The 19,128-nt window shown below is 39.2% G+C and carries 10 protein-coding genes; all 10 read right to left on the bottom strand.

What is annotated here, in order from left to right; translation table 11 throughout:
- Positions 1 to 85: 85 nt before the first annotated feature.
- Positions 86 to 979 (bottom strand): carbohydrate ABC transporter permease, encoded by an 894-nt coding sequence (locus F4694_RS15530; RefSeq protein ID WP_179599510.1) that lies wholly within the window; start codon positions 977 to 979, stop codon positions 86 to 88.
- The gene (locus tag F4694_RS15525; RefSeq protein ID WP_179599508.1) at positions 979 to 1,845 is read right to left on the bottom strand and encodes a carbohydrate ABC transporter permease; all 867 of its coding nucleotides are present in this window, start codon (positions 1,843 to 1,845) and stop codon (positions 979 to 981) included. The genes F4694_RS15530 and F4694_RS15525 overlap by 1 nt, the downstream gene beginning before the upstream one ends.
- Positions 1,846 to 1,932: 87 nt before the next feature.
- Positions 1,933 to 3,252, bottom strand: coding sequence for an ABC transporter substrate-binding protein (locus F4694_RS15520; RefSeq protein WP_179599506.1), 1,320 nt, complete (start codon positions 3,250 to 3,252; stop codon positions 1,933 to 1,935).
- A gap of 193 nt (positions 3,253 to 3,445) precedes the next feature.
- A complete protein-coding gene (locus F4694_RS15515) occupies positions 3,446 to 4,783 on the bottom strand; it encodes an ABC transporter substrate-binding protein (protein WP_257029254.1) in 1,338 nt (445 codons plus the stop codon).
- 27 nt (positions 4,784 to 4,810) lie between these two features.
- Complete coding sequence (locus tag F4694_RS15510) at positions 4,811 to 6,298, bottom strand: response regulator (protein WP_179599502.1); 1,488 nt, start codon at positions 6,296 to 6,298, stop codon at positions 4,811 to 4,813.
- 1 nt (position 6,299) lies between these two features.
- Positions 6,300 to 8,063 (bottom strand): sensor histidine kinase, encoded by a 1,764-nt coding sequence (locus F4694_RS15505; protein ID WP_179599500.1) that lies wholly within the window; start codon positions 8,061 to 8,063, stop codon positions 6,300 to 6,302.
- Positions 8,064 to 8,257: 194 nt separating this feature from the next.
- Complete coding sequence (locus tag F4694_RS15500) at positions 8,258 to 11,698, bottom strand: glycoside hydrolase family 3 C-terminal domain-containing protein (RefSeq protein ID WP_179599498.1); 3,441 nt, start codon at positions 11,696 to 11,698, stop codon at positions 8,258 to 8,260.
- Between the two features lie 211 nt (positions 11,699 to 11,909).
- Positions 11,910 to 13,478, bottom strand: a complete 1,569-nt coding sequence (locus tag F4694_RS15495; protein ID WP_179599496.1) for an alpha-L-rhamnosidase-related protein — start codon at positions 13,476 to 13,478, stop codon at positions 11,910 to 11,912.
- A gap of 180 nt (positions 13,479 to 13,658) precedes the next feature.
- Complete coding sequence (locus F4694_RS15490) at positions 13,659 to 16,082, bottom strand: Ig-like domain-containing protein (RefSeq protein ID WP_179599494.1); 2,424 nt, start codon at positions 16,080 to 16,082, stop codon at positions 13,659 to 13,661.
- An 87-nt stretch (positions 16,083 to 16,169) separates the two neighbouring features.
- Entirely contained in the window at positions 16,170 to 19,112 is a 2,943-nt protein-coding gene (locus F4694_RS15485) for a fibronectin type III domain-containing protein (protein WP_179599492.1), read from the bottom strand.
- Positions 19,113 to 19,128 lie beyond the last annotated feature (16 nt).

Below are 19,128 nucleotides of genomic sequence, written 5' to 3'. Positions count from 1 at the left end.
CCCGGTTCATACAGGAAAACTGCAAATTCTGGTCTCCATTCTTTTTCATTTAATATATATAGTTAAAATCAGTAGTAATATCCCCTTACTTGACAGATCCAGCTGTCATTCCTGCAACAATCTTCTTGTTGAAGATTATGAACAAGATCAGCGGTGGTATTGAAATTAATAGGACATTCGTGAACAATAAATTCCACTTTGTAATGTACATACTCATGAAATTATAAAGTGTTAACTGTAATGTGGCGTTTTCTGCACCAGGAAAAAAGTATAAAGGATTTACGAAATCATTGTAGACACTAACAGCAGTCAATACGATGACAGTGGCAGAAACTGGCTTTAACAACGGCAAAATGATATTGAAGAATAACCGAAACCTTCCACATCCATCAATTAGTGCTGCCTCATCCAGCGATCTTGGAATCGTAACCATGAACCCTCGATACAAAATAATCGTAAATGGCAAGTTTAGTGCCACCTCTATAAGGACTATTCCCGGCAGTGTTTTAAACAATCCAATTTCTTGCAGTACCCATATGGTCGGAACAACAGCTGGAGGAATAATCAGCCCCGCTAGTAACAGAAAGTTAAAAAAAGGAGTCACTTTCGTCACTTTCCGCTGCAATACATATCCAGCAGCAGCACCGAGGATGATTAAGAGAATGATAGACAATCCAGTAATCATTGCACTATTAAAAAACGCACGAATAATCATTCCATCTCTCGCTGTGATGACCTCTTGAATATTCTCCATTAAATGAAAGGAACTGGGCCATTTCATATTTAATAAAGAAGATTCCTGTGTATTTTTAAACGCATTAATAACGACAAAATAAAACGGAATTCCAAAGATTGCTAATGTTGCCAGAACCCCGAAACATTCAATAAAAATGTTCCATAGCTTCTTGCCTGTTTTTGTTTTACTTTTTTTATCTATAATCGGGTTTGCTTTATAATCCCCCAATATGACCTTACTCATTATAAATCCACCTCTTTTTTATTGAGATACGAATATAGAGGGAAAGCTAAGGCAGAAACCAGTATGAATAAAATAACATTACCTGCTGTTGATAGACCGAAAAAGCCAGCTTGATACTGCTTATATATAATAGAGGCAATCAAATCCGTACTGAATCCTGGTCCCCCTTTTGTCATCGTCCAGATTAAATCAAAAGAACGTAACCCGCCGATAAAAGAGAGAATAATAACTGTGTTCATTGCCGGACGGCTAAGCGGTATGATAATACTTTTAAAATTATGCCATGCATTTCCACCATCAATTTTAAGTGCCTCATAATAATCCTGTGGAATCGACATAATACCAGCAATGAAAATGACGGTTGCCATTCCAACTCCTTTCCACACATCTACCAAGGCTACAGATAAAAGGGCAATATCGGTATCGCCTAACCAGTCAGGACCGACAATTCCTAAACCTGAAAGTACAATATTAATAATTCCTTGTGAAGGGTGCATCATCATAGTAAAGGCAATACCAACTGCAATCGTACTTAACAGTGTCGGAAAAAAGATCATCGAACGAATAAATCCTACTGTTTTCAACTTGGAACTTAAGTACACTCCGAGCAATAAACCTAAAATAACTTTCAAACCACTAGTTACTACTGCATATATTAATGTGTTTTTAAAACCAATATTTAAAGATGGTTCTGATAAAAAAGTTTTAAAGTTTTCTAGACCTATAAATTCCCAATCTGTTAATGTCCACCATGTCATACTGAAAAACAGGGACATAATCGTTGGCAACAAGAAAAAGACAAAATAAACAATTCCTGCTGGTAATAAGAAGTAATACGTATAGGTTTTATTTGCTAACTTATTCACCTGCTGATCCTCCCTTTAACCCTTTAGAAATTAACAGCCCTGCTAGAATCTAGGCAGGGCCAATGAATTATTGATGAAAATAATTTTTTACCAACCTTCAAGACCTAATTGTTTTGCTTGTTTTTCAACATCTTTGTCGTATAACTCTGCGCCCTCTTTTGCAGAACTAATTCCACTTCCAACCTGTGTTGTAATTTGCTCCAAGCTTGGACCTTTAACAGGGCTCAAGAATTCAAGAGCAGGGGCATTATTACCAGCATCAAAGTACTGAATCATGTCTTTCACTGCTGGGTACACATCATCAGGCACTTCTACACCTTCAATAGCAAACGGTCCAGTCGGCGGAATTTTAGACGAATAGATGGTCACACCTTCTTGGGAAACGTAAAACTCTAAAAATTTCTTTGCTGCGTCAATATGCTCACTATTTTTGTTAATAAAGATACCTGCTGGCATCCACACTGTTAAACCATTTTTTTCTGCACTGTCACTTGGCTGAGCGAAAACTCCGATATCTTGCATTTTATCTGGGTAAGTTGTTGCTAGATTAGCTAATGCAAACGTAATCATTGGATAATGGGCTCCCTCACCGTCGGCTAACATTTTTAATCCTGCATCATAGCCAGTAGCCAAGAATTCTTTATTCAGGTAACCTTTTTTAAATACTTCTTCTAATTTCTCAAAACTGCGAAGTGCAGCTGGAGTAGTAGCGATTTTTGCCTTGTTTGCAGTAAAATCTTCGGCAAAAGTCGGATTTTCTTGAAGGACATTGTAGTTATCCGCGAGAACAATTACTTGTGATGTCCATGTATCCTTGAATGTTCCAATAACGGCTGTTTTACCAGCTTGTTTAATCTTTTCGTTATTAGCCATTAATTCCTCCCAAGTTTTTGGAACAGAAAGGCCTAGTTCGGCATAAACCTTTTTGTTATATAACCAGCCGCCTGCATTTGTCGGAGTACCCGGAATTCCAAACACTTTTCCATTTGCAGAAACTGCTGCTTTGTAGTCGTCCATAATACTTTCCATGAATGGTTCTTTACTCAGGTCTACGAAATTTTGCTCAGGATTTAGTGCCTGCAGTTGTGAACCTGAGTTATTCCAAACCAAATCTGTCATATCTCCAGTTGCAAGTCGTGTTTTAATAATATTGTCGCCCTCAGCCCCCCCTGGACGAGTCTCGATTTCTACTTTTATATTATTTTTCTTTTCAAATTCGTCAATGATCGCCTGGATTCCATCTAGTTGTGTTTGGTTATCAATTAAAAATGTTACCGTTTCTGTTGCTGAACTCTTCCCACCATCTGAAGTGGTTTCTTCCTTGCTGGTACAGCCTGCTAATATCCCTGCCATTAGTGCGCTGCTAAGTAATAATGGTACTAACTTTTTTCTTTTAGTATTGAACATCTTTTTTCCCCCTTATAAAATGTCTCATCTAAAATTACTGGCTCTTACTTGGTGATACTTTTATTTTAAGCGCTTTCAACCGAGTTTTTAAGTGATGCTTTTTTTTGATATACGTCTGATTTTTTTGGATTAGGAACATAAAAAAAAGCCCTCTTTCTATGTTAATAGAAAGAAGACTGATCATGTAATTTAGCTATTCCCAACCTGTGAGACCAAGTTCCTTTGCTTGTTTCTCTACATCCTGGTCGTATAATGTTGCACCGGCTTTTGCTGATAGCTGACCGCTGCCTACTTGTACTGTTATTTGTGGTAAATTTGGCCCCTTTAATGGGATAAGGTTTTCGAGTGCCGGAGTGGTGTCTTGGGATTCAAAATAAGGTAACATATCCTTCACTGCAGGTATGATATTATTTGGAACCTCCGTCCCCTTAATCGCTAATGGACCGACAATAATTTTATTAGAAAGAAAGGTTTTTACCCCCTCGGAAGATGCAAAATAAGTTAACCACTTTTTTGCAGCCTCTAAATTCTGAGTATTCTTGTTAACATAAATCGCAGCAGGCATAAAGACCGTCATTCCATTTGTATCAGCGCTGTCGCCAGGCTGAGGGAAAAATCCAATATCATTAATTCTATCTGGAAAATCCCGTTTAATTACCGACAAAACACCTGAGACAATTGGATATTGAACACCAGTCCCATCTACAAGCATTTCTACTCCATCCTTATAGGAAGCTGTTTTAAAGTCACTATTTAAATAACCTTTTTGGTATACTTCTGATAATTTCTCAAAGCTTCTTAATGCAGCAGGTGAAGTGGCAAATTTAGCTTTATTGGCAGCTAAATCCTCAGCAAATGTCGGGTTTTGAGAAATTACATTATGGTTATCGGCAAGGACGATTAGTTGAGATGTCCAATCATCCTTGTATGTCCCGATCACTGCTGTTTTACCAGCAGCCTTAATTTTTTCACTATTTGCTATCAATTCGTTCCAAGTTTTTGGAACAGAAAGTCCGAGCTGACGATAAACCTTTTTGTTATACAGCCATCCGCCAGCTAATGCATTCCCAAATGGAAGTCCAAATACTTTGTCATTTACGGTTACTGACTTTTTAAAGGAGTTCACCACATTGTTGATAAAAGGCTCCTGTGTTAAATCAACAAAGTATTGCTCTGGGTTGAGTGCCTGCAAAAGAGAACCGGAATTATAAAAAACCAAATCAGCCATATCACCTGTCGCTAATCGGGTTTTGATGACCTCATGACCTTCAACACCGCTCGGGCGTGTTTCTATTTCTGTTTTAATATGATATTTTTTTTCAATATTTGCCGCAACTGCCCTGATTCCATCCTGTTCGATTTGATTATCAATTAAAATACTAATGGTGCTCTCTTTTGGATCGGTTGTATTTAATATACTTCCTTCGTTACTGCTGCAGCCTGTCAATACGCCAAAAAATAGCGCTAGGATTGACAATGGTGTTAAAACTTTTCTAACAATTAACATACTCATTCCCGCTTCTTTCTTCATTTGTAGTTGATTATTTATTAATGAGTATTAAAAGGAATCTCGATATTGTCCTGGATTTACTCCAACCTGTTTCTTGAATAATTCAGAAAAATGGCGGTACGTATGGTATCCAACTTTTTCACTTACATCTGCGACTTTATACCCTTCCTGTAAAAGCTCCTTCGCACGCTCAATCCGAAACTTCGTTAAATATTTAATATACGAAATCTTCATCTCTTCCTTAAAGAGAAGACTGAAGTAGGTAGGATTCATCCCCACATACTCTGCTACATCCTGTAAAGTTAAATCCTTAGAAAAGTTTTTTTGAATATATACGCATGCTTTTTCTACTGCCTCATGCTTCTTATCCCGGCGAATCAGAAGGAACCAATCCATTATCATTTCCATTTGATTCTTGAGCCAATTGAACATTTTTTCTTTTGTATTGAGCATCCTAATTTCAATATGGGGCAAGTAATTTCCCTGACTGATTTTCGAAATATCTTCCCCTGTTTCTTTCGCTACTTCCATTCCTAGATAAATCAACTTTAATATTTCCCTCTCAATCAAATCTGGATTTAAACGCTGAGATTGGATTTTACTAATAAATTCATTAAGCTGCTTAAATAGTCCTGCTTTATCACCAGTACGCAAATAGAAAATGATAGATTCTTCTAGTTCAGATAGATCACCAGGGATATTTGGATTCTCTCCAATCTCCTCAAATCGTGTCCATCCTCCCTGTTCTAGAAAGTGACCGTATCTCAATGCCTGCAGGGCTTCTTTGTACCCCTTGGGTGCATCTGTTAGGTTTTGATAGGTACGGCCAGAACCTACCGATAACCCATTTTCACCCGGCCAATATAATAATAGCTTCCATAGTTCCGTCGTATCTTCATGATAATGAAAGATGACAAGCAAATGTTCTGCTCCATTCCGAACATAGACTGGAAGATAAGAGGAGTCATTTGGCAGCTCTTGAATTTTCTCCGATAGCGCAAGGACCGTAACCCCTACAATATCCTTTGCCCCCTCACCAAAACTGTTCCTCCACTTAGGAAATGCTTCCACACCTTCAAGCAGTAAACCCAAGGTTGCTTTTTCTATCAGTTCGTTACGGCTATCCTCCCATTTTTCTTCAAGAGATAACACGCTTTTCTGCTGTTGTACTTTTTCTTGAATTTTTTTTAGTGTTTCCTCCATCATGGGAATGGTTATCGGTTTTTCTAAATAATCTGAAACACCAAGCTTTATCGCTTTTTTTACATATTCAAATTCATTAAAACCGCTAAAAACGATACATATAATCTCGGGTGCTGCTGCGAGGATTTTCTCTACAACCTGTAAGCCGTCCATTCCAGGCATTCGAATATCTGTAAAAACAATGTCCGGTGAGTGGGTTTCAACAAGATCAATAGCAGCATACCCATTACTTGCGGTTCCGACTAATTCTATTCCGTATTTTGACCAGTCGATCATCCTTTGTAAGCCTTGAAGGACGATGTATTCATCATCAAAAATAACAGCTTTTAACAATCTAATCCCCCCGAACATCGCGAAATTTAATTTCTATACATGTTCCCTCATTTACCTTACTCGTTACGTTAAGCGAACTATCTTGTCCATAAAACAACAGGAGTCTTTCACGGACATTTTTAAGTCCATAACCAGTTTCAGTAACATTCATGTCCTCTATTCCGACACCATCGTCACAGATCGTGAATAGAATCCATTCACCAGAGATTCTTCCTTTTAACTCAATTGTACCTTCCCCAAATTTTGGCTCTAAGCCGTGATAAATGGCATTTTCTACAAACGGCTGAAGCAACAGCTTAAGAATAGGTTTATTTAGTAATTCTGGATCTACATCTTCGATATACCGAAAACGGTCCTTGTAACGGAGATTTTGGATGGTTAAATAGTGGTGGATATGTTCCAGTTCCTTTGCTATAGGAATCTTATCTTCTCCTTTATTTAAGCTTAATTTAAAGCTTTCCGATAAGGCCACTGCGATTTCTGCTATTTCACGGTTGTTTTGCAAGATTGCCATCCAATAAATAGAGTCCAATGTATTATATAAAAAATGTGGTTTTATTTGAGCTTGTAAAGCGCGGAGTTCTGCCTCCCGCTCCTTTAACTGTGAATGAACAAGCCGCTCATTTAACTCTTTGTTTTCAACCGTTATTCGTTGAAATGTTTCTCCGATTGCTCCTATAGTATCAGTCTCATGGTCTTCACCAGACCCCCACAATCCTTTGGCCCAGTCAATGGTCATTCTCTTTAACTGCACCCATGGCCTTGCAACTTTTCCAGAGAGAATGAAAGAGATTAACAGCGCAATAAAAGCGATAATAGAAGAAATACCCGCTGTTATAATTCCAATTTTATTGGACTGCTTCAGCAGGTCCTTTTCTTTCGTAATATTGGCGAAAGTCCAACCAGTGGTTTGGTTTGTGTAACTGCTAATTAGATACCCTTGCTGTTTCAATTTTTGAAAAGTTACCTGAATGTCTTTCCCACTAGCAAAATCAGAATCCAACGTGGATGGATTACTAAAAACGGTATTTACTTCTTTCTTTGAAGAATCAATAACAGCAATCACACTCTCACTATCATCATTTATGACTCTAGAAAACATTGATTTTTTAATATTAACAACCAGTAAGCCAATTTGCTTTGGATTAAAGACATTTTGTGGATCACGTAACAGTTTGACTGATGAAAAAGTGGTATCATCCTCTGCAAGCGCAAGGACATTAAAACTGTAGAATATCGGCCTTCCTTGTGCATGTACACTCTCTTTATACCAATCTGAATCTGCGATATCCTTGTAGATGTGGCTTGTATCATAACTTCCAATACTATTATGATTGCCGTAACAAACAGGACGAAAATAAACATCAAATAGACAAACGGAATCGATATCTTCTGTATCTATAAAATAGCTGGATATTAAATCTTGCATCCGTTTTGTTGTATTCTCGTCTAAGACATTCTTGCCTATTTCTGAAAAAGCCGCACTGTCCACCAATTCCTGGCGTACACTCTTGCTCCATGATATGACACGTTCCATATTAATTATGTTTCGAAATAATAGATCAGTCACCTCACTATATGACTGAAGATTATTTCCAGTCGTTTCCAACTGATTTTGAACTAGTGTATTTTTGGCAATATTGAAAGAAATAAAACCTAGTAAAATGAGTGGAAAAATAGATAAACAGATCATGATAAAAAAATATTTATATCTAATTTTATCACTGTGAAAATGGTTTCTGACTCTTCTGAATCTTTCTCTCATGATTGTCCACCTTTTCAAAAGTATGTATTCACCTAAGATTCTCCGCACGGAACTATTATACTGTCATCATAAACTGAAATTTAGAGTTTTACTATATGATTTTTTTACTTTAAATGAGTCTCATAGAAAAATAGAGCACAGCCCCTGTCATTGACAAGGGCTGTAATTCTATTATTTAAAACAGGTTATACTTTTTACTTAACCTTAAAAGAGAGGCTATCAATTCGAAGGTCCGGTGCATGGAATTTTACATAGATCGTATGCTGTCCTTTTGGTGCATTTTTACCCAAATCGACCGTTACCTCCTTATAACCTAACTCATTTACCGTTACCCCGGCATTTTGAATGGTATATGTGTTCTTGCTCGTAGTTGGAACATTGATTTCTGCAAAAGGAGTGCTGTTTTCAGAGTCAGCATGCAAAGTAATTTTTCCGCCGGCCACATCACTTGCAACAGATGCAGTTACCTTATTTGAGCCTGTCAGAACTACTTTCGGCAACGCTATCCAAGATCCATTCTGTTTCGAACGGACAGCATGATATCCGCCCACGACTTTCTCAGCTTTTAGATTTTCTGCGGTTCTTTGTTTAGATACTTCATGATAAACCACTTCGTTAGCAGCAAAGGCATGGTCAAACACATTAAAAGGTTTATTTGCAGGCAGTGCTGCAAGAGATTCGCCGGCTACCTTGATTTTCTTCTCTGCTTTAATATCCTTTGATGAGGCTCCTGCCATTAGCGTATAGTTTCCTTCTTCTACAATGAAATCACCTTTATTGACATCCCAGATGGCTAAATCTTTAGGATCTACAGAAAGGGTCACTGTTTTTGTTTCACCTGCATCGAGGGAAACTTTTTCAAATGCAACTAGCTGTTTTTGAGGAGCATAATCGCCATATACTGATTTGTTATTTTTTGCATATAACTGAACAACTTCGGAAGTGTTTACATTACCGTTATTTTTGACTTTTACACTGACTTCGAATGGACCCTTTTCGTCAGCACTTTCCGGTGCAGTGAAATCACTGTAGGAGAAGCTGCTGTATGAAAGACCATATCCGAACGGATAAGTAACCTTTGCATCGGTATACATATATGTCAGCTTTTGTTCAATAGGATCTGCATTCGTCATATCTACCTCAAATCGTGGGTCAATATCTGCTAGACTGATCGTTGTATTCCCCTCAGGGATAGAGTATTTACTGATAGCTGGGAATGATGACATATCTGCATACCATGTAGAAGACAAACGGCCTGTTGGTGCATAGTCACCATATAGAACTTGAGTTAACGCTTTGCTATCATACTGTCCGCCATATGGCTGGTATACAATAGCAGATACATTCGGATTGTTTTGGATCTTTTCCATGCCAACAGGGAAGCTAGTTTTTACCACGACAACGGTCTTTTTCCCTTTTGCAGCAAAAGCAGCAGAAACTTTATCAACTAGTACGTAGTCTGCATTACTCATATTCAAGTCAGAACGGTCATTTCCTTCCCCTGCACTGTGGCGTGGAATAGCTCCGACAAAAACAACCGCATAGTCGTCTGTTTCTGCACGTTTGACAGCTTCTGAGCCTACTTCTTTAACAACAGTTTCTTCAAATTTCACCTCATCATTTCGGTTAGCGGCATTTGCTTTATTACCAAGGGTTGAGGCAGCTGTTTTCAATTTCCCATCAGAACCTGTTGTTATATATCGTCCATTTGAATAATACCAATTGGTGAAATCCCCTGAGAAACCAGTGCGAAATCCGCTTGCAATCAGTGAGACAGATTGATCTTCATTTTTCTCCACACGAATGGTTGGCGGGATTGCACTCGTTTGTCCGACCATCTGTGCAAGATCCCAGTCGTTATTGGTAAGATTTAATGCTGTATTATTTGAATTCTCTACAGCTGCATTAGCACCTGTAGGAGATGTTACCCAGCGTCCGTTCTTTACTGAACGCAAGCTATAACCTTCTTGTCCCCAATTGTAAACCTCGAACAAGTGTGCAGGGTTCGTCACATCTAAAGCTTCAGATGTCGTTACGAGCTGGGAACCTTTTGTTACATCTGGTGCGTTAACGTCCGCTGAAACGGTTTGTCCGTTCAGTTTGGATTTCAATGCAACCACTTTAACTGCCGGGTCATAAGAAACATTGCTTGCCCCATTGGCTTTAATAATCGCCGACAATGGAGAGATTCCAGAGTTTTCGATACTTGGTGTTGTTCCAACCGAATAGGTAGTTTTGAATCTAGAATCTGCATAAACACCGGAAACTGCAGCTTTCTTATTTTTCTCAAGAGGCAGTGTGCCATCATTCTTAAGGAGCACGATACTTTCCTGAGCTGCACGCAAAGCTACTTCCTGATGTTCAGGTGCATTGAACGTGGCTGGCACCGCTCTTACATCCTTCGCTTCTTGTGCAAAAGGATAGTTCTTTGGAATTCCATTTTCATCTACTTCATTAAAGACACCAACACGAACCAATTGGTTTACATGTGGACGAGCAGCTTCTATTAAATGTTCCTTCGTTAAACCATATGTGCCTTGCTCAACTGCGTCTACAAGAGCTGTAACATCTGCCAATGCATTCGCCGGGTTCGGTCCTGGACGACCAGCGTTTGCCTTAGCCAAAATCATTAAAATCGTTGCATTGGTTCGGTCCGTTGCATATTGCGTGTCGTAGCCATTCCCTTGTGCTCCTTGGAAGACAAGTTGGTCACCATTAAAGTCCGGAGAACTATAAACTCCATACTTTGAGAAATTATTAGCATGAATTTGATACGGGGAAATGATGTTAGGTATGCCGTTAGTGCGGCCAAATGATGTCATTACTCCCGCAACTGAACCCGTGCTAAGCGCTTTCATAGGACTGCGCGTTTGATATTCAAAAATCGAACGGGCACCTGCACTATTATTCGCACTTTGGCGGAACCACTGTGCATTATAGACGGAGAAATGCTTTGTTCCTACGGCTGCGCGCATCCAGAATCCATCTTCACTTTTTTCTTGGTCCGTTCCACTAAGACCAGCTGCCATTCCGTCAATCATCTCAGCAGCCATATGAGCATCTTCCGAGAATCCCTCGTCAAATCTCCCACTCAATGGATTAATCCGCATATCACTTACAACCGTGAATGCAACCGTTGCCGAAGCATTGGCACCGCCATGAATGTTCGATTCGCCTTGTTTTACTTTAAGAGTACTGATTTTTTCGCTGCCCATTACTTTTCCGATATCAGAAAGGAGATCTTTGTTCCAGGTTTGGCCCATTCCTACTAATGCCGGAAAATCTGTAGAAATTCCTTGAACGTTATCAGCTGCGGAAAGCGCACCCGGAATAACTTTTCCAGCATTTGCACCACGCTGTAACGTGTAATGATTCCTCGAACCAGTTGCATAAACTGCTGGTCCTTCTAAACCCGTGTATTCAAAGTAAGTGTCAACAAACTCATCTAAATGCTCAGGCACACCGTCAAATAACGGCATTCCATCAAATACACCGCCGACTTGTTTTTTAAAGAAAATGGTCTCCTCTGCCTGTTTCTCCGGTGCATGGAAGTTAACCAACCCTGCTGTTAGCGTAGTAATAAGCATGACTGATAGTGTTCTTTTTCCCAACTTAAAGAGGTGGGATTTTTTCATTCCTTTCACTTCCTCCCCCAAATATAAAGCGTTTTCAAAATTCTGATTTTTTTCTATAAGGACCGGTCTCCTATATAAACATCATAGCCTATCCCTTAGGAGTACAGAAAGTGTACTATTTTTTTGATTATGTATGTATTTTTTAGGACAATCGAAAACAGACCAAAAAAAAGAACAACCCTGCAAAAAGATTGCTGGGTTGTCTAAAATTCTACAAATCATATTTTCTTATTAAATAGGTTGGGGTACAGCTCCAGGCATGACAATAACTGTTGATTAAATGGCTTCCATAGGGTGAAAAATCTTTGTTATTTGGATCATACAATTCCCAAAATGTATCAGCTCCATCTTGAATCATTCCGCCCCAATACGTTTTCATTTCAGCTATTGCCTGTTCTTTCTCTTCAGAAACAAGAAGTGCCTCGACGAGATGATGGTACATGTACGGGGTCGCAATTCCAACTTCAGGTTTATCTGTTAACAGATGATTGATAAGTTTCTGGTTCTCTTCCCTACTAAATATTCCGGCAAGCACCATCCAAATTTGACTTGCCCAAGATACTTGACGTTCTGCACCACTAATAAAGAATTGCTGCTGTTCATCCCACAAAAATGTTTTCGCAGCTGTCTCAATTTTTTCCAAACGGTCTTCCAAAAGGTTCTGTTGAGGTGCATTCAATTCTTGGGCAAGACGAATACCCTGTTTCATCGTATAAATTAATATAGCTTGCGAAGGAGTTTGTTTGTTTAATCCTTCCTGCCAATCGATGAATGACCACCAGTCGGCTGAATCTTTTAAAATATGATTTTTATCCAAACGTTCAAGTGCAAGTTCAACCTGCTTATAGGCTGTGGGCCAAAGCTCTTGTAAAGTCTTTAAATCACTTGAAGCAAAATAGTAATCATGTAAAGTGGAAGCAAAGAACAAGGAATAATCGAATAAATAAGTATCATCTGCAATTAGTTTTGGCGCCACAAAAACATTCGCGGCAACCTTTCCTTTGTCATCGGGAACACCTGCAAAAAGATATAAGCAGCGTTTGACAAGATCATTGTTTTTGAAGGTTTCATAGTTGGCTAAAGCTTGCAGGCGCAAGTCGCCCAGCCAAAGTCTCCGATCTCGTTTTGGACCGTCTTCAAAAACATCCTGCATACAATCTGCTAGTGTCTTGATACTAATCTCATCCATTTTTTGAAGTTCTTTATCTTGGCGGGAAATCGTTTGGATGTCATTTATATTGGCAGATGTCACAGCACGACATTCTACCTTTTCAAAAACAATACGGTATTTTGGTGATGTATCGATTACCTCTAATTTCACATACCTGAAACTGTACCGGCGCGGCAAAGTAATTTCTGTTGGCAATACATCTACAATAATTGTTTCTTCTTGAAGCCACGAGCTGCTAAGCCAACCAGTATAGTTTTCAAATGGTTCGGCGATTTCAACGGGCATTTCACCAATTGTCAGCTTTACTTTAAGAGGTGCATCAGGTGGACTTCCCTCTGGGCGAATCTTGATGGAGAGATACCCGACTTGGTGATTACCAAAGTCAAGAATAACTGAATCGCCCTTTCCATATTCTGTCTCTGCTAGAGTAGAGGCAGGAGCAACAAACTCCGATTTCCAGCCATGAATCACGTCTTTATCGCTTTTTATTTCTACAATTGCTTTTGGTTCCACAATCGTTTCATGAAGTTGAGGCTTCAACGTTTCTGCTTGTTCGATAAATCCCTCATTTCGTATAATCACATGATTTTCTAGTTTTTGAATACTCATAACACCAACTCCTGATTCTCCCGCTTGAGATTTCTCGGATGATATTGGATACCAGATTGGCGGGCGGGAAGATTTTGATGATTTATGAATAGTTTATTTTAATCGAAAAAGAATCGAAAGCGCTGTTTTTTCTGATTTTGTCAGTTTTTTTTTGGTACAAATTTATATGAATACAGTCAATTATTTGCTTGATTTTGAAAAGTTGAAATGTATATCAGAAAAAGTAGCAGTATTTAGATTATCTAAACGGTTGGACACTTTGTTACCATCAACGGCCATTCCAATGTAAACTTTCTTATTCATTTCTATCTTTCTTTCTCCTATTATCATCCAGTTAATTCCATCGGTAGATCCCTCTGCTCTAAAAACATCACCTGATCGTTTAAGTTTTAAATAATAACCCAAATGCTGGTCCTTATCTTTAAATGGAATATCATTTAGTAACGCAACTCCAGATTCCATTGCGCTACTAGGAGCATCAAGGTTTTCATCCAACTCGTCCATATTTCCACCTTGTTCATAACGTGAGGCTAAATAGGCCGACCATGGATTTCTATAGTAAGTTGTTCCGTTTTCCTTCCAAGAATAAGATTTGGTATAGGAAAGACCTAACGCCACGGTTTTTGCATCTTTTTCAAGAGTTTCCCGGATCATTAATCCAGCAAAAGCATGGTGGTCAACAGGTGTCATAGTCTCTACCCTTGCGATCAATTCTCCATCTCCTGCCAAATTACGATAAGTAAAATGGAATTTATCATCAGCTGCTATTAACTTTCCAGAACCTTTTACCGTCATGACATCATTTGTAAGGGAAGCGTGACCTGGAATATTTGGTGTTCCAATATCCGTTGATTTCCATTGTTTTAGATTGGTATCGCTGTTGACATGTATAACGGATGCTGTCGCTTGTGTCATGAGACCCGATTGATCAATTGCCTTGGCGGAAATATAATAGGTACCATCTGGGAATTTGGTGGTCAGAGTAAATGGCTCGCTTACGGCGGTTCCAATAATCTGATCTCCATTATAAAATTCTACTCTCTGAATCTCTGACTTACCGGTTACATTTGCTTCAATTGTAACTGTTTCACCTGTTTTAACAATCTGATTATTTGTAGGGCTTTTCAATGAAACTTCTGGGTTTTCTGGGTTGTACTCCATATCAATCAAGGAATTAACATAATTTTCAATATTAGAATAACCGCTTTGATCTGCCGATAATTCTCGGCTATCATTAGCATTACTCGGATCTAACCCATTTTTAAGCTCCCAATCATCTGCTATCCCGTCTTGATCTTTATCAAAATCTATTGGACGAGAAATTGTTTCAGTATATGGAAGACCTCCTACTTCTTCATGGCGATTCACAAATCTCCCTAGATTGTTCTTCACCTCGTTTATAATTCTTGCATCCAAGGCGTCCCTTTTTGGATACGTTGCTCCAGCTTTTGCTAAAACCTCTGTATATGCTTCTTCAGCAGTTGTTGTTCGAAGTGCTTCTTGAGTTGTTCCATCCATCATAAATTCTTCATTGACGATCTCTGTTGTTGGGGCAGCGCTTTCAGAAACATAAATGCCTTTTGAATTGTCGTTGGTTATTTCTGCATTTCCTTCAAGTACATTTCCGTTAATGTAAAATTTACCAGGTTTGTCTTTCTCCCCTGCATCAATCACCCGAGATTCCACACTTGTACGTGTGCCTAATCCCGGCTTCATATAATTATTTATATAATTGGCATAGGCTCTGCCTCCGCCGTATGCAGTGTTAAATCCCCAGTTATAAATTACATTATTTCTTATATCAAATAAGCCAAGATGATTGTTGTCATCTGCCTCGGCAGTACCCCCGCCTAAACGCGGATTTCGAGAGGTATGGTTTGCAACCAGATTGTGATGGTATGTGGTATTTACTCCACCCCATATTCCACCATACCCATGACGACCCTTCGTATGACCGCTCATGGCTAAACTTTCTGCTACAATTGACCACTGTACAGTCATGTTTTCCGCACGATATAACGACATCGTTTCATCAGTAGACCAGCTTGTTGATATATGATCAATCATGACATTTTTCATGCTTCTACCCCAAATGGCGTCCATAGAATCACCGGTATGCACATTTTCAGCACCTGGACGGAATCGGAGATAGCGAATAATCACATTCTCAGAGTCACTGATATTCGTTTCATATCCAGTGATGGTGATTCCATCACCCGGGGCAGTTTGTCCGGCAATCGTGACATTCTTGCGTTTTCGTAGGGAAAGCGGTTCTTTTAAGTTGATGTTTCCGGAAATATTAAAGACAATGAAGCGGTTATCCTTACTTACGGCATCACGCAGGGAACCTTGGATAGCCTTTTCTCCAGTTCCATAGTCTTCTAGAGTATTAACGATATAGACTTCACCAAATCTTCCACCGGAAGTATAACGGCCCCCGCCTTCTGCCCCTGGAAATGCAAGTACTTTATCAAGATTATCAACCGCTGCAGTAACGGCATTCGCTTTATTATCTATAGGAACTGCAGCTATGCTTGAAATGGTTATTGCCGCAGCTATTATGGAAGCCTTCATTTTCTTTCCTCTAATTACTCTTTTATTCAAGATTTAATCATCTCCTCATGATCATATTTGGGTGGGCTTTAACGATTAAAGACCCCTTATCATATAGCACCTACAGTTAATTAATAGTTACTTATTTTTTGCTTCTTCACTAACTGCTTTCCCAGGAATCAGATGAACCGTTGCGCTTGGTCCATTGCCGCTCCAGCGATACCCATCCACTTTTACAAGACCGTTTAAAATAGTACCGGAGAGTCTTTCTCGTTTGGAATATTTGATTCCACGTCCTACAGCTTCTACTTTAAACGTATATCTTTTGCCTTGTTTAAGGCCGGTTACAGTGTAATTCGTTTCAGAAGTGGTCATTTCAGCGTTGATTGGAGTAAATTCAACCCCTTCAGGCTTTATCGGCTGCCCATCAACATATACACGGTAACCTATAACTTCTTGGTTAACAGCAGCAGCCTTGCTCCAAGAAAGGGAAACGCTCGTTCCATCCTTTCCAATCGCAGCCGTTAACCCTCCATCAAAGGTTGGAGCCCCGATTGCATATGGAACCGCCGTTTCGATTTCAAGCGAACTGTCATAACGTGTCTTATTTCCTGCTTGGTCGACTGCTTCCACTTCAATCTCATAGTTTGTACCTGGCTGAAGATTTGTTAGCGTGTATTTACTAGATTTAACAAATCCATGTAACTTTCCGTTAGCATAAACGTTATATCCTGCAATACCAACATCATCACTCGCGGCGTTCCAAGCAACAGAGGCCCAAGTGAAGCCGGCATAAACAACATCAGCTTCTTTTCCGCTAAAGGTTTCATTAGCAGGTATTTTAATAGTAGGTTCTGAAATTTCAGTATTTTCAGGAAGCACTGGCGCTGTTACATCCGCTGTACCAGGAGTTTTTATTGTCACTTCAGGACCATCTGAAGTACGATTCCCAGTTGCATCAGCGGCTTCAACCTTAAACGTGTATTCTCTAGCCGGAGATAATCCCTTAACTGTATAGCTTGAATTCGGCGTTGTCGTATAATTAGAACCTATTTTTTCTCCGTCTTTAAATATTGTGTACCCTGTAACAGCTATATTATCGGTCGCTTTATCCCAAGTTAGGGTAACACTCTTTCCATCTGATGAAGCTTGAGCTTGGACTGTCGCAGTTTCTGACCATTCCGGTTTTTGGATAGCATTTTCAGGAGCTTGTGTTGTATCTTCAAACACTAGCCCTGTTGAGTTTTTGATTCTCCATTGATTTCCAGCATTATCTTTGACGTTTGTAAAAGCTACATTAATGAATTTAAAATCCTTCGCGTAATCCATATTTACAGAATAGACATTATCAAATTTTACATTCATGAAGGTAATATTTTCGTGGTAGACTTCCCCTACATCATCATTACCACTTACTAGGATCGACTGTTTTTTACTGCCGCCTTGGTTGCGTACTGTTGTATTGACTATCTCCATATCATTAAATTGGGATATTTTTTGAGCAGGTTCGTAAAGAATAGAAGCATTCGCATCTGTATAAGCAGAAGTGAAAACAAAAGGACCATCTCCATCTATTCCCTCTAACGCATTATCTCTGAACAGGATGTTTCTTGCTCCGCCGCCCATAGGTGTATTCGTTTTACTACGTAAGCCAACATCCGTTTTATACATAATGTTATCTTCTACAACAAAATCTTGTATCCAACTTCCGGTATGACTACCTGTTACTACTCCACCGTGACCTTCACGAATATAATTATTAAAAATCCATGCATTTCCCGTTGGTTCTTTGTCCGCAGCCGCCTGGCCCATTCCAGAAGCAAAGTTAATCGCATCATCTCCAGTATCTACGAAGTTATTGAAGACCATAATGTTTTGAGAATCACCGAACTCATATCCATCGGCATTATTTCCGTCGTATGTTTTGGAAATGGTGCCATTTACTACAATGTTTTTACTATGAAGGTTCACAATCCCGTGATTAGCTGGATTAAGCTGGGTAATGCCTTCATAATACATACCGTCCACCCCGCGGACTGTAATTAGATTGGATCGTCCGGAATAAGCAGATTTTTCATCCATCCCCATCACTTGGGCAGCGTAAGACTGATTTGCAGCCAGTATTCCAAATGTACTCTCCGCATCAGGATTTAAAGGGCTCATTTTTCCATTTTCTACTTTTACATCCCCTGTAACTTTAGTGTTATTACCCGCAACTAAACGAGGCAGCTCATTGCCAAGTTCATCAATTGTTGGATGGCTTTTATCATATTTCCAGCCGTTTCCATCAATGATCCCGTTACCTACAATTCTAATATTCCTTAAACTGCCGTAATCGTAGGTATGAGCATTGATTAGAGAGTAGGAACGCTCATCGGTCGAGTAATCGTACAGCCAGAAATTCATGCTGTAATCTTCCGCATCTTCTGACCCAAGTAAATATCCATCTACTTGCAGCGTCATATCGGACTTAAGCCATATTTCTCCAGAGATAAATTTCCCTTCCGGTATTAGTACCTTCGCCCCTGGTGCAGCAGCATCAATTGCTGCTTGAATGGCTTTTGTATCTTTTGTTCCATCATCAGGTGTTGCACCAAAATCAACAATATTGAAAATTTCCGGTACTGCTGTTGTTTTCCCAATAACTTTATTGGAAGGAGTTGATTCGATTCCTTCAGCATTTACCGAGGTAACATAAAATTCATAGGATTTGTTTGGTTTAAGATTTTCCACCATGAAATTATGAATAAGAATATCAACATGGAAATCATCCTTATCAATATTTTTATAGAAATTATCGATATATGCTTTTGCAGGGCCGTGATTATCTTTTAAAGCGCTGCCAATTTTCTTTCCATTCATATAGACATTGAAATCTGTAATATCGTGATACTCTTCAGGTTTTTCCCAAACAAGGGTTATACTGTCCTCGTCTATAGCAAGATTGGGTATCAGTAGGTTTACTGGAGCATGCAGGTCATTTTCAGAAGATGGTTTGTTTGCTAAAGCTGTTGCACCAACTTGACTGAGTAGCAGTAAAAATGCGAGTAAAATATAAATACTAACCTTAAAAATTTTCAACTATCCTAACCTCCCT

The organism is Neobacillus driksii (assembly GCF_013409995.1).
GTDB lineage: Bacteria > Bacillota > Bacilli > Bacillales > Cytobacillaceae > Neobacillus > Neobacillus driksii.
The sequence above is the reverse complement of the archived record's forward strand: the minus strand, read 5'-3'. Positions and strand labels throughout refer to the sequence as shown.

What these genes read in the sequence shown, in the direction of transcription:
- F4694_RS15530 (WP_179599510.1), bottom strand. Translation starts at nt 979, where the DNA reads ATGAGTAAGGTCATATTGGGGGATTATAAAGCAAACCCGATTATAGAT.
- F4694_RS15520 (WP_179599506.1), bottom strand. Translation starts at nt 3,252, where the DNA reads ATGTTCAATACTAAAAGAAAAAAGTTAGTACCATTATTACTTAGCAGC.
- F4694_RS15515 (WP_257029254.1), bottom strand. Translation starts at nt 4,783, where the DNA reads ATGAAGAAAGAAGCGGGAATGAGTATGTTAATTGTTAGAAAAGTTTTA.
- F4694_RS15505 (WP_179599500.1), bottom strand. Translation starts at nt 8,063, where the DNA reads ATGAGAGAAAGATTCAGAAGAGTCAGAAACCATTTTCACAGTGATAAA.
- F4694_RS15500 (WP_179599498.1), bottom strand. Translation starts at nt 11,698, where the DNA reads ATGAAAAAATCCCACCTCTTTAAGTTGGGAAAAAGAACACTATCAGTC.
- F4694_RS15495 (WP_179599496.1), bottom strand. Translation starts at nt 13,478, where the DNA reads ATGAGTATTCAAAAACTAGAAAATCATGTGATTATACGAAATGAGGGA.